The sequence below is a fragment of the Parasphingomonas caseinilytica genome (assembly GCF_036663755.1).
GTDB lineage: Bacteria > Pseudomonadota > Alphaproteobacteria > Sphingomonadales > Sphingomonadaceae > Sphingomonas.
The window spans coordinates 15,662-29,874 of record NZ_JAXOJL010000007.1; the positions used below are offsets into that span (position 1 = coordinate 15,662).

General features: G+C 61.8%; 12 protein-coding genes and 1 pseudogene. 9 read left to right on the forward strand and 4 right to left on the reverse strand.

Translation table 11 applies throughout. The annotated features are described in order from the left end of the window. Positions 1-285 precede the first annotated feature (285 nt). A complete protein-coding gene (locus tag U1738_RS14555) occupies positions 286-4,467 on the reverse strand; it encodes an RHS repeat-associated core domain-containing protein (RefSeq protein ID WP_332789781.1) in 4,182 nt (1,393 codons plus the stop codon). Between the two features lie 44 nt (positions 4,468-4,511). Next, a complete protein-coding gene (locus U1738_RS14560) occupies positions 4,512-4,712 on the reverse strand; it encodes a hypothetical protein (RefSeq protein ID WP_332789782.1) in 201 nt (66 codons plus the stop codon). 202 nt (positions 4,713-4,914) lie between these two features. Between U1738_RS14560 and U1738_RS14565 the strand changes: the two genes are divergently transcribed. The 8 genes from U1738_RS14565 (at position 4,915) to virB11 (ending at position 12,781) form a co-directional block, all read left to right on the forward strand. Then, complete coding sequence (locus tag U1738_RS14565; RefSeq protein ID WP_332789783.1) at positions 4,915-5,238, forward strand: TrbC/VirB2 family type IV secretion system protein; 324 nt, start codon at positions 4,915-4,917, stop codon at positions 5,236-5,238. A 4-nt stretch (positions 5,239-5,242) separates the two neighbouring features. After that, positions 5,243-5,527, forward strand: coding sequence for a VirB3 family type IV secretion system protein (locus U1738_RS14570; protein ID WP_332789784.1), 285 nt, complete (start codon positions 5,243-5,245; stop codon positions 5,525-5,527). Further along, complete coding sequence (locus U1738_RS14575; RefSeq protein WP_332789785.1) at positions 5,506-7,878, forward strand: VirB4 family type IV secretion/conjugal transfer ATPase; 2,373 nt, start codon at positions 5,506-5,508, stop codon at positions 7,876-7,878. Before U1738_RS14570 ends, U1738_RS14575 begins: the two co-directional genes overlap by 22 nt. Continuing rightward, complete coding sequence (locus tag U1738_RS14580; protein WP_332789786.1) at positions 7,878-9,140, forward strand: type IV secretion system protein; 1,263 nt, start codon at positions 7,878-7,880, stop codon at positions 9,138-9,140. The genes U1738_RS14575 and U1738_RS14580 overlap by 1 nt, the downstream gene beginning before the upstream one ends. Further along, positions 9,137-9,979, forward strand: a complete 843-nt coding sequence (locus tag U1738_RS14585; protein ID WP_332789787.1) for a VirB8 family type IV secretion system protein — start codon at positions 9,137-9,139, stop codon at positions 9,977-9,979. The genes U1738_RS14580 and U1738_RS14585 overlap by 4 nt, the downstream gene beginning before the upstream one ends. A 62-nt stretch (positions 9,980-10,041) precedes the next feature. After that, complete coding sequence (locus tag U1738_RS14590; protein ID WP_332789788.1) at positions 10,042-10,671, forward strand: TrbG/VirB9 family P-type conjugative transfer protein; 630 nt, start codon at positions 10,042-10,044, stop codon at positions 10,669-10,671. Between the two features lie 56 nt (positions 10,672-10,727). Beyond that, positions 10,728-11,795 (forward strand): TraB/TrbI/VirB10 family type IV secretion system protein, encoded by a 1,068-nt coding sequence (locus tag U1738_RS14595; RefSeq protein WP_332789789.1) that lies wholly within the window; start codon positions 10,728-10,730, stop codon positions 11,793-11,795. Further along, positions 11,792-12,781, forward strand: coding sequence for a P-type DNA transfer ATPase VirB11 (gene virB11 / locus U1738_RS14600; protein WP_332789790.1), 990 nt, complete (start codon positions 11,792-11,794; stop codon positions 12,779-12,781). The genes U1738_RS14595 and virB11 overlap by 4 nt, the downstream gene beginning before the upstream one ends. A gap of 30 nt (positions 12,782-12,811) precedes the next feature. On the opposite strand, the gene U1738_RS14605 is transcribed toward virB11, so the two are convergent. After that, positions 12,812-13,171, reverse strand: a complete 360-nt coding sequence (locus U1738_RS14605) for a TrbC/VirB2 family type IV secretion system protein (RefSeq protein ID WP_332789791.1) — start codon at positions 13,169-13,171, stop codon at positions 12,812-12,814. Positions 13,172-13,324: 153 nt separating this feature from the next. Here U1738_RS14605 and U1738_RS14610 point away from each other — a divergent pair. Continuing rightward, positions 13,325-13,420: pseudogene (locus U1738_RS14610) on the forward strand (IS5/IS1182 family transposase); the annotation flags it as partial. A 205-nt stretch (positions 13,421-13,625) separates the two neighbouring features. Here the strand turns inward: U1738_RS14610 and U1738_RS14615 are convergent. After that, on the reverse strand, positions 13,626-14,135 hold the full coding sequence (locus tag U1738_RS14615; protein ID WP_332789792.1) for a hypothetical protein: 510 nt from the start codon (positions 14,133-14,135) through the stop codon (positions 13,626-13,628). Positions 14,136-14,213 lie beyond the last annotated feature (78 nt).

A 14,213-nucleotide genomic window follows, 5' to 3' on the forward strand; every position in this document is an offset into this window, starting at 1 on the left:
AACATTAAATTATCACCGTTTTTTTCTGCAACAAACCCAGGGGAAGTTACTATCTGATTCCATACGTTAGTGCGCTTAAATTTGGTATTTACTTCCTGCAGGGTCCCATTTCTGAATTTCAAACTACTTTGTCCGATCGTTAACGAGATACGTTTATTATATAAGTAGCAACCTTGGACATCACTCGGAGTCAAATAGCTTTTTGGAAAAAGAAATGATGCTATAATCATACCAAAAGCGGCCACGAAAAAAAATGCGCCGACTAACTTTATCTTTTCATACGCACTATTGAGCATAGCTACATCCAAAAATCGTTGTTCGCGAAGCTGTTATGGATAATGCTTTCCCAGGGGTGCCGACCGAAGCAGATCCGCCAGCAAAATCCATAGTTTGGTTAAAAGAAAAGGTCAGTGACGCGACGCTAATCTGACCAGAAAAATTAAAGCTTTGACCCACAAAATTTTGGATATCACCGTAGTACTGAAACAGAGTTCCTCCAGCGCCGATGTCCATACCTACCCCAGCCCCAATAGTGCTGAAGCTACCCTTCACCATTCCATCGGCAGAATTAAATGTGCCCCGCGAATATTGAACGCCGCCACCTGGGATAGCCGACCCATTAAATGATTGGGCTACAACCGGACCACCCAAATCCATAGCTCGCTTACACGAATTATCATACGGAATACTTCTTGGCTTTGGCTTAGCCTTTTTGGGAAGCTCATTGGCTGTAACAACAATAGGACTTTCAGTATAATCAATCAGTGGGCCGCCGCCAAAATTTCCAGTTGGCCTCACGTTGAAGAACACGGCACCCGCCATGTTGCCGCCGAAAAAGCTAGCTTCATTTCCTTTTTTTGGACCGGTAACAACAACTTCACCCGCGTCTTCCGGCTTGTCTCCGTCCAACCCGCTGGAATCAGTCCGGTTAAGCGGGTCATTTCCAACATAGTTATACCAATTCATGCCGTCGCCGTATCCGATCGGATCAGTCTGCATAAAGCGGCCAAGGGTGGGCGAGTACATACGCGCCTTGTAATCGTACATGCCCAGCTCGGCGATCCATTTCTGGCCAGTATACTGGAACCGCCCGACATTCCCGCTGCCCGGGATGCCGTATTCGTCATACGTGTTGATTGCCGTAACGTTGCCCGCATCGTTGCTGACCGCGACGACCGAGCCACGCTCGTCGGCGTGCAGCCAGCGGCGGTCGCTCGTGCCCGATCCTTCGTACCATACCAACGGCTCGTCCGCGCCGGGGCCATAGACGTAGCGGCGGACGACAGCGCCGGTGTCGCTGCGCATCTCCGTCGTCAGATATGGTCCGACATAGTCGAGGTTGAGCCCTGGGCTACCCCCCAATATCTGCCCCAACACGCCTGTGGGATTACGATAGAACAACTGCCCCGCCACGCCAGTGTTAAACAGCTGGTTGCGCGTATTGTAGACGTAGCTCTGTCCAGCCGCGCTGGTCAGGTTGCCGCGCGCATCATAGGCCGGCGACACGGCTCCGGAGGCGGTGTACTGGTTCAGCCCATTCGTCGTGTAGCCGCGATTGACATTGGTCGCGCCTGTCCAACTGAAGGCGTCGTTGCTCTGCGTTCGACTTACGATCTGACCGGTCGCGTTGTAAGCAAAGCCGAAGTCGGTCCCTGCTCCGCCGTTCAAGTGCAAACCAAGCCCTGTCAGCCGCGATGCCGCATCATATCCGTAGCTGCTACTCGTCCCATTGCCACGTACCAACGCAACTCGCTGTCCCAGATCGTTGTACCCGATGCTTGCCAACACAAAACCGCCACTTTCGCGGATCGCGCTCATTTCTCCCGTCACCAGATATTCGTTGGTGACGTAGAATCCGTCATCCCACGTCTGCCGCGTCATCCGTCCCGCAGCATCATACTGGAATCTGTTACCATAAACATTGCTGTACTGGCGCGTCGCGCGCCCCAAGGCGTCATACTCATAGGCGGCGAACCAGCTGTTTCCATCCTGCGCCCGCAACAGGCGGCCAAGCAGATCGTAAGTGTAGGTTACGTCCACCTCGGCGACATTCGTGCCGGGATTGTCATCATAGGTCCGCCTGCCCAGCGCATCGTAGCCGTAGTAAAGCGTCTGGCCATCGCGCAAACGCCGGCTTGTCACATTGCCACCCGCATCATAGCCCAGTTGCTCGTAGTCGCTGGTCGAACTCGTCGCCGCGCCCACGCTCGTCACCGGATAGCGCGTCTGCGACAGTCGATCGAACCCGTCATAGACGTAGCTCGTCCTGTTCCCCACAGCATCGGTCTGCGTCGAAGTGGTGCCATTGGGATTGTACGTACTGATCGCATCGTCCGACTGATCCGCGGTGCCGTAAGCCGAGGTCACCTTCGCTACCTGGCCCGCCGCATCGTACGTCGTCCGCGTGATCCGGTCCGGCCCCGCACTGCCCGCCGTTCCGCCGGTGCAGGCGGTGGCAAGCGGCGTTGCCCATACCGACGGGTTCATGCGCTGCGCGGTGCACTCCACCCGCCCGAGCGCGTCGTACGCGTATTCGCCGACCTGATAGGCGCTGCCGCCAGCCGTCACCACGCTGCGCACCGGACGGGCATTCGTATCATAGTCGATACCACGCTGCTGCAGGCTCGAGAACGCCGCCCAGTCACTGTCGCCAGCACCGGTAACCGTCCCTGTTTCCGTTTGCGTTACCTGACCCGCAGCATTGTAGGTCGTGCGCACCGCCCGACGCTTGAGCGGCCCAGAACCATCTGGATCAGGCGAGATCGTGCCCACCGGGAGACGATCGGCGTCGTAGCGCGTGGTCAAGACGTCCACCGCACCGCCAAGCGGACCATCGACCGTGCTTATATTGCCAATAGCATCGTAGCTCGTCGTGACCGTCGCGGTCAGGCTGCCATCGCCCGCACCGCTGCTGGCGCTGATCGGCAGCAGGTTGATGTTGTAGCTCGTACTGGTACGCGTTTCGTCCGACGTGCCGACGCACGAGGGAGCGGCACCCGTTCGGCATACGGACACTTCGCTTACCAAGGACACGCCTGAGACCGTGGTATAAGCATAGCGAGTCTCTGGTCGCGTCGCGCCCGATGTCGCTGCCGGAGCCTTGACGCTGGTCAGCAGGCCGGTCGTGGCATCGTAGGAATAATCGGTCTGATTGCCGCGCGCGTCGCGTGTCCAGATCGGACTGTTGCACGATGGATCGACGCAAGACCCCGCAAAACCCGCGCTCGTCGAGATATCCGCCAGCCCCGAACCAGGCTTGGCCTTGAGCGTCGTCGCGGTGACGTTCCCCCGGCCGTCATATCCGTACTGGACCTTGTTGCCTTCCGGCGCGGTAACCTCGGTCGGGCGACCTACGCCATCATATGCGAAGCTTGTCGTACGGCTGAGGGGGTCGGTGATCGATGTCGTACGGAAATTTGCAAGGCTCGAGGTGATCGTAGTTGCGTGACTTTGGGCATCGGTCACGGTCATGGTCACCGTGTTACCCGAGACGGAGCGAGCATACCCTGTCGTCACGCCGTTGCTCGTAACCGAAGTCACGCCGCCCGAACCATAATTCACGGTCGTTGTGTCACTGGAAGCGCCGGGGCGGCGGATGCCGGTGAGGGAACCGGGATTACCGGTGAGACGCCATGTTTTGCCGCCCGGCGTCGTCACCGTCATCACGTTCGAAGACGGATAGGCATACGTCACCGTCGGCCAGCTCGCGGCACCGACGTTGTTATTGACGAGCGTGGCACTCGAACGTCGAAACCACGCGGCAACCGGAGGTCCGGAGTCGTTTACATAAGACCACTGGATCGAATAACCGGCGTCGTTGGTCACGCTTCCCAGCCGCCAATATTCGCTGCAATTGAAAGGCGCGTCAGGATCCTGCGGTGTCGAACAGTTCTGCTCCACGGCCCAGGCGAAGCCGACTGTCATCCCCCCGCGCCGGTCGATCGTGTCGGGCAGCAATCGACAACTTGTCGTATTATAAGAATCGCAGAAGGCCGAGGTACCGCCACTGTCATTGGGCGCTGGATTGTGAAACTCGATGCTCGTCCCATCGAGCGTCGTGTACGTTACCCAGCTATTGTCATGCACGGTCAGCGTCGCGCCGGTGCCAAGTTTCGAAGCAGAATACCCGTTGCTACTGGTGAACTGGTCATATCCGCGAGCGAGGTTTACGGTCATCGTGGTGACACCGCCGTAAGTGGAACGGCTCAACGAAAAGCCCGACCAATTGTCGAACTGGCTATCGTACACCACGAGAGAAAGGGCGCCCTGGCCGGCCCCGATCGAGGCGACTGGGAGCCGCAGATTAAACGTCCCATCGATCAGATCGACGCCATTGGCATCGAGATTCGGGCGCGGCGATTCCGCGAACGCGGGCGCCGCCAGTCCTGAACAAAGAATGGTCGAAATGCCCAGAACGACAAGGCGCGCGCGCAACCGCCCACGCCCGGCTTGTGCCGAGTTTGTCATAATCCCTCCCCTGAAACTTAACGTCCGTCGACGGAACGCCGTACTTACGGCGCGCCGGTAACAGTCTGGTTTTTGCGGTTGTCCGCCTTGTCGTGCGTGTAGGTCACAACGACGTTGTTATTGACGGTGCCGGTATGCTCGACCTTAACAACCCGCCCCTTGGCGTCATACGTATAGGTGATCGTTTCCGAAGCACTCGCAGTGCCGGCCGCAGCCAGCGCCCCGCCCACAATGAGCAGCGACATTCTCATCCCACCCATGAACTTACCCCTGTAGGATCCGACCCGATCCACGAGACGAAACAACTCTAACAATTCCAACATTGCAAGCGTTTTTTGGTTTTTTGTTGCCAATTTCAGTTAATGATTATTTGCCGGAAATAGCGGTGTTGGCTTGCGCTTAATCCTGGCGCATGGTCATGAGCGAACAGATTCGGGTCCGGGGACAATGACCGTTAAATCGAACTACCTTATGGCTGTCGGTGCGATGGCGTCGACATTCCAAGCTGGCGTCGCCCAGGCGCAGGACACGCTGGCCGATCCTGCCGGCTCCGGCGTGCTGGTATCGGCGGTTGGCTGGCTGCAGGGCACATTGCTCGGCACGATCGCAACGGTCGTCGCGGTAATCGCGATTGCGTCGGTCGGGTTTATGATGCTGACCGGGCGGATTAACTGGCGCTACGGCGTAACGGTTATCATCGGCTGCTTCATCGTGTTCGGTGCCGCCAGCATCGTGGCCGGCATCCAGTCCACCGCAACACTCGGCAACTGACCCTGTGAACGGACTGGACCGCGATCCCTGCTTCGTGGCGCTGACGCGGCCGCAGATGTTCGCCGGCGTGACCTACAGCTATTTCGTGATCAACGCGGTGATCGCGACCGAACTGTTCCTGATCTTCCACTCACTCTGGGTGCTGGCGTTCGCCGTCCTCGTACACGTCATCGGCGTGCTCGCCTGTCTGCGCGAGCCGCGCATCTTTGATCTCTGGATGATCCGCGTCTCCCGTTGCCCGCGCGTGCGCAACCATGCGATCTGGCGATGCAACTCCTACCGCCCCTGAGCAGCGACCCCAAAGCGGTCGGACGGGAGAAGGCGGCAGGGCATCACCTGCCCTATGCGCGTCATCTCGACGATCACACGATCGAGACGCATGACGGCATGCTCATGCAGTTCATCCACCTGCGCGGCCTGCTGTTCGAGACCGCCGACACCGACGAGCTGAACTATCGCAAGGCGCTCCGCGATGCGATGCTGCAGGCGATCGGATCGTCGCGTTTCGCGCTCTATCATCACGTCGTGCGAAGGCGCGCCGATGTCGCGTTGGCAGCAACGTTTCCGGACGCCTTTTCCGGGTCGCTGGATACAGCCTGGCGCGAGCGGCTGGCGGGCAAGCAACTCTACGTCAACGATCTGTTCCTGACGTTGATCCGACGACCGTTGCAGGGGCGGGTCGGGGTCGCGGACCGGATCCGCGAAATGTTCGGTCGCGCAGGCGAAGCGCCCGAAGAAACGTCGCGCCAGGAGCTTCGCGCGCTCAATCAGGCGCGCGACGCGGTAATGGCGCAGCTCGGCAGCTATGGCCCGCGCCTGCTCGGCGTGTACGACACGGCACAAGGCGTGTGTTCGGAACCGCTCGAGTTCCTGTCCTCGCTCTACAATGGCGAACTCCGCCCTGCCCTCATGCCGCTGCAGGATCTGAGTGCCTATCTGCCTTATCGCCGCGTCAGTTTTGGGCAGGAGACGGTTGAGCTTGGGCCGCATGGCACGGCCGGACGTGGGTTTCTCGGCATCGTGTCGATCAAGGATTATCCGGGGCAGACCGCGTCCGGCATGCTGGACGAATTGCTGCGCCTGCCGTTCGAGCTTCAGGTGTCGCAATCGTTCGGCTTCGTCGATCGCGCGGCGGCGCTCGGGCGCATGAACCTCGCGGTGCGTCGCATGCGATCGACAGAGGACGAGGCGCTCAGTTTGCGCGCCGAACTCTCTACCGCCAAAGACGAAGTCGCAGCAGGCCGCGCCGGATACGGCGAGCATCACATGACCGTCGCAGTGCGGGGCAGCACACCGGCCGAGGTCGATGAGGGTGTCGCCGAGGTGCAGGCCTCGCTCGCAGATCTTGGGATCATCGCCGTGCGCGAGGACCTGGCGCTGGAGCCAGCCTTCTGGGCGCAGTTTCCGGGCAACTTCAAATATATCGCGCGCCGCGGGCTGATCTCGACCAGCAATTTCTCAGGGTTTGCCAGCAGCCACAACTTTCCGATCGGGCGGTCCGCAGGCAATCACTGGGGCGAGGCGGTCACATTACTCGAGACGACCGCCGCCGGGCCATATTATTTCAACTTCCATCAGGGCGATCTGGGCAACTTCACCGTCATCGGTCCCTCGGGCTCGGGCAAGACGGTCGTGCTCAACTTCCTGCTCGCCCAGGCGCGCAAGTTCGCGCCCCGGATCATCTTCTTCGACAAGGATCGCGGCGCGGAGCTGTTTATCCGCGCGATCGGCGGGCGCTACGACCTGCTGCGTCCCGGCAATGCATCCGGCCTCAATCCACTGCAAATGGAGGACACTGCCGCCAACCGTCAGTTCCTGATCGACTGGATCGCGCAACTCGTCGGCGGGGCCGATGTCGATGATCTGGGCAAGATCAAGGATGCGGTCGATGCCAGTTTCGACCAGCCGTTCGAACATCGCCGCCTGCGTCATCTCGCAGAACTGTTTCGCGGCGGCCATCGCCCGCATGCCGCTGATCTCTGGGCGCGGCTGCGCCCGTGGTGGGGCGATGGCGAACGCGCCTGGCTGTTCGACAACGAGACCGATCTGACCGACCTTATCGCCGACGCGGTGGGCTTCGACATGACCGCGATCCTCGGCGATCCATCGGTCCGCACGCCGGCCATGATGTACCTGTTCCACCGCGTCGAGGAACGTCTGGACGGGACGGCGGCGATCATCGTCGTCGACGAAGGCTGGAAGGCGCTGGACGACGAGGTGTTCGTGCGGCGGATCAAGGATTGGGAGAAGACGATCCGCAAGCGCAACGGCATCGTCGGGTTCGCCACGCAAAGCGCGCAGGACGCGCTGGAGAGCAAGATCGCCTCGGCGATCATCGAGCAGGCCGCGACGCAGATCTTCATGACCAACCCGAAGGCGCGCGCCTCGGACTATATCGACGGGTTCGGGCTGACGCAGCACGAATACGAACTGGTCCGCACGCTGCCCGACGATGCGCATTGCTTCCTGATCAAGCACGGCGCGGATTCGGTCGTCGCGCGGCTCAACCTGTCGGGCGAGCGCGATATCCTGACCATCCTGTCGGGTCGCGAACGCACCGTGCGGCTGCTCGATGAGATCCGGAGTGAGACCGGCGACGATCCCGCAGCCTGGATCCCGCGCCTGCTGGAGCAGGTGTGATGGCCTGTCCCGCGATCAGCCCGGGCGGTGCGTTCCTGAGCGGCGTCCTCGACTATGTCGATTGCCAGGCGCAGGTCCTCGGGCAGAACGGCTGGCACGCGCTCGCCGCGCCGGGCTCGATCGTCTCGTTGATCCTCGGCGGGCTGTTGACGATCTTCATCGCCCTGTTCGGCTACCGCCTGCTGCTCGGCCATGTACCGGACCTGCGCGACGGTGTGGTGGCGATCGTCAGGATTGGCCTGGTGCTGGTACTCGCAACAAGCTGGCCGGCGTTCCGAACGCTCGCTTATGACGTCACGATGCGCGGTCCCGCCGAGCTGGCGGCAAGCATCGGTGGTGCTGGCGCGCTGCCGGGCGCAGGCGGCGGACTGGTCGCGCGATTGCAACGGATCGACAACGGACTGGTCGAGCTGATCGAACTCGGCACCGGCAATCCCAACAGCGTCGAGCAGACCGTGCAACTCGAACCGGCGGCCTCGACGGCACCTCCGCAGGCGCCGGCGGCACAGCGTCCAGTGCAACGCCTGCGCTGGGATCCCGTCAAGGATGCCGAGATGGTCGCGCAAGGGCGCACGTTTTATCTGACCGGCGCGATCGCCGGCTTTGCCAGCGTACGGATTGTCGCGGGGTTGCTGCTCGCTTTGGGGCCGCTGTTCGCATTGTTTCTGCTGTTTGATGGGACACGCGGACTGTTCGAAGGCTGGGTGCGCGGCGTGGTCGGGGCCGGTCTGGGTGCGCTTGCGACCAGTATCGTGCTTGGGGTCGAAATCGCGTTGCTGGAACCGTGGTTGGCGCAGGTGCTGAGTGCGCGCCGCGTCGACGTGGCAACGCCGACCGCGCCGGTCGAGCTGCTGGTGATGAGCCTGGTGTTCGGCCTGACCCTGATCGCCGCCCTGATCGCGGTGGCGCGGGTGGCCCAAGGGTTCCGCATCCCGGACAGCGTGCGCGCCTGGCCGGCGCAAGTGGCGGGGTCGATCCGGACGAGCGCATCACCGGCCATACCCACAAACCGACAGCCAGACGCTCATGAGCAACGCAGCCGCGCCTACCTAGTCGCCGATGCCGTGACCGCGAACCAGCGGCGCGAACAGGCTATTGCACAACCGGCGACAATCGGGAGTGGCGGCCGCGCCGCGGGCATTGGGCAGGCACTGGCTCGGGATGCTGGCGCGCCGTACTCCATGCCGCTTGGACAGACCAGTCGCCGGCGCACCTCCAGCCGGATATCCGCGGGCGCCACCCGGCGGGACGGGACAGTATGAAAAAACAGCAGAGAGAGGCGCTCGACGCCTATTACCGCGAGGGTGACAGCTGGGCCACTGACCGGGCCGACATCCTGCGCGCCTCGCGGCGCGTGGCCTGGATCGTCGCAAGCTTCGCGGTGGTCGTCGCGCTGTTCGAGGCCATCGCGCTCATCGTGCTGATGCCGCTGAAAACGGTCGTGCCGTATACGCTGATGGTCGACCGCAACACGGGCTTCGTCGAGGCGCTCAAACCCCTTGATGGTGACAGGGTGTCGCCCGACAAGGCGCTGACGCAATCCTTCCTGGTGCAATATGTCATCGCCCGCGAGAGTTTCGACGCCGATGCGCTGCAGGCCAATTTTCGTAAGGCGACGCTCTGGTCCGCCGATCAGGCACGCTCGGAGTATATCGCCAGCGTGCAGGCATCCAACCCGTCGAGCCCGCTTGCTCGCCTGCCGCGCACGACAATCATCGAGACGCGGGTCAAGAGCATCTCGCCGCTCGGCGGGAACAGTGCTCTGGTGCGCTTCGAGACACAGCGCCGCGATAGAGGCGGACAGGCAACTGGCTGGCAACCCTGGGTGTCGGTGATCCGCTATCGCTTCTCCGGCGAACCGATGCAGCGCGAAGACCGCTTCGTGAACCCGCTCGGGTTCCAGGTGCTGCGCTACCGCCGCGACGCCGAGGCGTTACCGCTCCCGGATCCGGCACCAGCGATGTCGGTCAATCCGGAGACCAGCGTTGCTGCGCCCCGCCAAGGGTCAGCGAACGCCCTGCCGCTCCTGGGCACGCCACGACAAAGCATTCCTTTGCGCTCTCCCCAGTTTGCACCCCGGATCGACGGGGCACCGCGTTGAGACAGGCGATGCCTCTTCTCCTGTTGTTCGTCGCGTCCGCGACCGGCGCGCAGATGCGGCCGATGCCCGGCCCCGGCGACCCGCGCATCCAGACGATCGCCTATGACGCCAATCAGGTCGTACAGTTGCAGGCCGCCAGTGGCTATCAACTGACGGTGGAGTTCGGCGGCGAGCGGATCGAAAACGTCGCGATCGGCGATAGTGCTTCTTGGCAGGTCACTCCCAACAAGCGCGGTGATCACCTGTTTATCAAGGCGCTGGCGAACGGTGTTACGACCAACATGACCGTGGTGACGGACGCCCGGACCTACGCATTCGAGCTGTCGCCACTCTACGGTCCGCTGCCCAATATGGCGTACACCGTGCGTTTCACCTACCCGAGCGCGGCGGTGGTGACCCTGGCGAAGCCGGTCATCGGCGAACCGGAGGTCGGGCGCTACCGACTGCACGGCATGCGGGCCATTCGTCCGATCGCGATCGACGACGATGGCGCCAAAACCTATATCGCGTTCGCACCCGATCGGCCGCTGCCGGCGATCTTCGCGATTGACGCGCTGGGCCGCGAGACCCTGGTCGATGGCGCAATGCGCGGCGAACACTATGTGCTCGACAGCGTGCGCGAGCGTCTGATCTTCCGCCTCGATAAGGCGACTGCCAGCGCGACGCGGGTTCGCGCGAAGGCCAGGAAGTAGTGGCGAGTGCGCCTTCAGCCGGCAGCGACCCGCGACACGCACTGCCGGAGGCGGATGTGCGCCCGCTGGTCGCGCGCGCGCCGCGCGCGCTGCCGTGGTGGATCTTTGCCGGTGGCATTGCGATTGCCGCGATCCTGCTGTTCTCGGTGCTCAATGCACGCCGTGCGGCGCTCACCGCACCGGCCCTGAGAACGAACGGCACCGATTCCTATGGCCGGGCCGCGGTCCCGCCGCCTTTCCTGTTCGTCCCTCCCGAACCCGCACCGCCTCCGCTGGAACAGGCTGTCACGTCTGCGCCGAGAATTACGCCCCCGATCTTCCTGCGCGCACCCGCGCAGCCGGGCGTCGCCTACGCGCCGCCGGCAGCGCCGCCCATACTTCAGCAACCGATATTGCCGGCCCCGGCACCGCCGACGCGGAAGGGAAACGGCGACTCCGTCCTGGTCTATGACGCGACCCAGGCCGAGCCCGCCGATGCTCCGGCGCCCGCGAGCGGCGGTTCGGCTCAAGGCGCGACCTCACTCGCTTCGGCCGATCGCGTGCGCTCGACGACGATCCGACATCAGGCGACGACTGTGCCGCAGGGCACGCTGATCCCGGCCGTGCTCGAGACAGCACTGGACTCGACACGGCCCGGTCTCGCCCGCGCGCTGGTGCAGGATGATGTGCGCGGGTTTGACGGATCGCAGATCCTGATCCAGCGCGGCAGCCGACTGATCGGTGAATATCGAGCCGACCTGCAACCGGGCCAGAACCGCGCTGGCGTGATGTGGACTCGCCTCGTGCGTCCGGACGGTGTGACCATCGCGCTGCAATCGCCTGCCGCCGATCAGCTTGGCCGTGGTGGCATCAAGGGCAGCGTCAACAGCCACTTCTTCTCACGTTTCGCGACCGCCTTGCTGCAGACCTCGCTTGATATCGGCGTCGCGCTCGCCAGCCGCGCCGGCGGCAACAGTTCGGGCGTGTATATCGGCGCGGTGCCTGGGCTCGCCAACACCGGCACATCGGCCCTGCTCGGTAATAACCGTGCGCAGCAGCCCACTCTGACCGTCAGGCAGGGCACCGCGATCTCGGTGTTCGTATCACGCGATCTGGATTTTACCGGCGTCGCGGGCAGCCGATGAGCGCTGCCGGTCGCCCGATCTATCTTCATTCCTATCTGGCGCCGCTGGCAGACCTGCTCGGTCGCGCCGATGTCACGGATCTCTACGTCAACCGGCCCGGCGAGGTCTGGGCCGAGACGCTCACCGGCGGGATCGAGCGACACGACGCACCCGCACTGGACGAAGCGACGCTCATCCGTTTGTCGCGCCAGATAGCCGCGCTCTCGCATCAGGGAATCAGCCGCGAACACCCCCTGCTCTCGGCCACGCTGCCGGACGGCGCGCGTGTGCAAATCGTACTGGCTCCCGCAACACGCGGGCCGATCGCACTGGCGGTCCGCAAGCATGTGTCGCCCGATCTGTCGCTTGGCGACTATATCTCCGCCGGCGCTTTCGACGAGACGCAACGCGGGGCCTTGGGCACCGAATCAAGCGTCGATGCGGAACTGGCAATGCTGCTCGATTCCGGCGACATCGCCGGCATGCTGTCGCGCGCGGTAAAGGCGCGAAAGACGATCCTCGTCTCGGGCGGCACGTCGACCGGCAAGACCACGTTTCTGAACGCGCTGATCCGCGAAATCCCCGAACGGGAGCGGCTGATCCTGATCGAGGATACGCCCGAAGTGCATCTGCGCCATGCCAATGCGATAGGGCTACTTGCGGCGCGAGGCCAGTTGGGCGAGGCACAGGTCAGCGCCGACGACCTGCTCGCCGCGTCCTTGAGGATGCGACCCGACCGAATTATCCTGGGTGAGCTGCGCGGCGCCGAGGCCTACACGTTCCTGCGCGCGATCAACACGGGACACCCCGGATCGATGAGCACCGTGCACGCCGACAGCGCGGAGCGCGCGATCGAGCAGATCACGCTGCTCGTGCTGCAAACCGGCACCAAGCTCTCACGCGACGACGTGCATCATTATGTCCGCCAGACGGTCGATGTGTTCGTCCAGCTCACCCGCGACGGCGGCCGACGGCGTGTTGCCGAAGTGGTACTTACTCGCCGTTGACAGCAAAATCAGTCGCGTGTTCCGAGGCGATCATCTCGGTGGAACCGATGCGCCCGCATAGGGATCATAGGGTGGTCGAGGTTTTGGCGCCGGAGGTTGTTGCATTGCGACCGGGACTCCGGGCTGAGGAGAAATGGGAAGATAGTATGATGCGCTCGGCGCGACCGCGGTCTGGATGCCCACTGCAATGCTTGATGCACCGAACAGGACGAAGCAGCCTATCACTATCCCCAAACCTCGACGCACATCGATCCGGCCAAAAAACATCAACATGCCCGCGACAGCCACCGCGATGATCGCGACGGTTGTGGCGACTGTGCCAAGCAGGGTGTCCTGAAGCCAGATGACTGCAGCAGCCAGGGAACTAAGGCCGCCAGGGTCTAGCGGCACATTATGGTCGATCTTAGCATCGTCTCACCGCTTGATCTTTTGTGTTGAGCTGCTGCCGGTCTCATGGACACCGAGTTAGCCTATATGAGCCTGTTTCTCGAAGTCTATGGGGCTGAGATAGCCGAGTGTCGAGTGCCTGCGTGTTAAGTTGAAAAGCACTGGCGCCGCGTCGCTACCCGCTACGATCGATGTCCAAGCGACTTCTTCTCAGCCATCGCGCTCGCCGCAACCGTCATCTTCTGGCTCTGATCGATGAGTCCTGACCTTACCGAGATCACATCGCGGACGAGCTGCCGCCCTTCCTCATCAACGGGGACCTGCTCCATGGCCGGATTATGTAACTGAACAGCGGAAGAACTCAATATCAGGACATCACCAGTATTACCTTTACAAGCCGACGCAGGGTCAAATCTCTTATGCAGACCTTCAATTTACAATATTGATCTGATTCTCATCAGCAGCTCTCCCAAACCATCACGGTCGCCGCTCCTCGATCGATAAAGGCATCGCCCGAGGCGACTGTAATAGTCGCTGTCGAGTTACCACTGCCACAACCGCTTGCTGGAACGGGGAAGTACTTATATTCCTCCGAAGGAATAAAACTCAGTTGACCAGTCCCTCCGAATCCGTTGTTATAATTGATAACGACCGTACCAGTACATGTGCCTACGCGCTGAACCGGAACTTCGAACGTATATTCACCGTTTCCGGCTGCATCCAGCACTCTGAACCCGCAATTTCCGCTAGGAGAGGTTTGCCCTATCGTCGACACGAGCCTTATCCGGTTCGCCATGGCGTCATGTGTGATATCGACAATTGCACCGGATGCGGGACCGCCACTCCGGACGACTTTTGTTAGCCGTCCGAGGTGATCGTATGAATAAGTGACGGTTTCAGCGGCATGTACAGGCGGCAGCGCACCTATCAGAGCGATGAACATAACCAAACCTGATGCTTTTCTCATGGCAGCCCCCGAAACGAGCGATCTCGCAGATCGGCAATTTTTCATTCTTTGATGACGACGATATGACACAGGTATAAC

Bases quoted from the DNA above. Each gene is read 5' to 3' on its own strand.
- U1738_RS14585 (WP_332789787.1), top strand. From the start codon at position 9,137: ATGAAAAAACAGCAGAGAGAGGCGCTCGACGCCTATTACCGCGAGGGT.
- U1738_RS14580 (WP_332789786.1), top strand. From the start codon at position 7,878: ATGGCCTGTCCCGCGATCAGCCCGGGCGGTGCGTTCCTGAGCGGCGTC.
- U1738_RS14590 (WP_332789788.1), top strand. From the start codon at position 10,042: ATGCCCGGCCCCGGCGACCCGCGCATCCAGACGATCGCCTATGACGCC.
- U1738_RS14615 (WP_332789792.1), bottom strand. From the start codon at position 14,135: ATGAGAAAAGCATCAGGTTTGGTTATGTTCATCGCTCTGATAGGTGCG.
- U1738_RS14555 (WP_332789781.1), bottom strand. From the start codon at position 4,467: ATGACAAACTCGGCACAAGCCGGGCGTGGGCGGTTGCGCGCGCGCCTT.
- U1738_RS14575 (WP_332789785.1), top strand. From the start codon at position 5,506: ATGCAACTCCTACCGCCCCTGAGCAGCGACCCCAAAGCGGTCGGACGG.
- U1738_RS14565 (WP_332789783.1), top strand. From the start codon at position 4,915: ATGACCGTTAAATCGAACTACCTTATGGCTGTCGGTGCGATGGCGTCG.
- U1738_RS14560 (WP_332789782.1), bottom strand. From the start codon at position 4,712: ATGTCGCTGCTCATTGTGGGCGGGGCGCTGGCTGCGGCCGGCACTGCG.
- virB11 (WP_332789790.1), top strand. From the start codon at position 11,792: ATGAGCGCTGCCGGTCGCCCGATCTATCTTCATTCCTATCTGGCGCCG.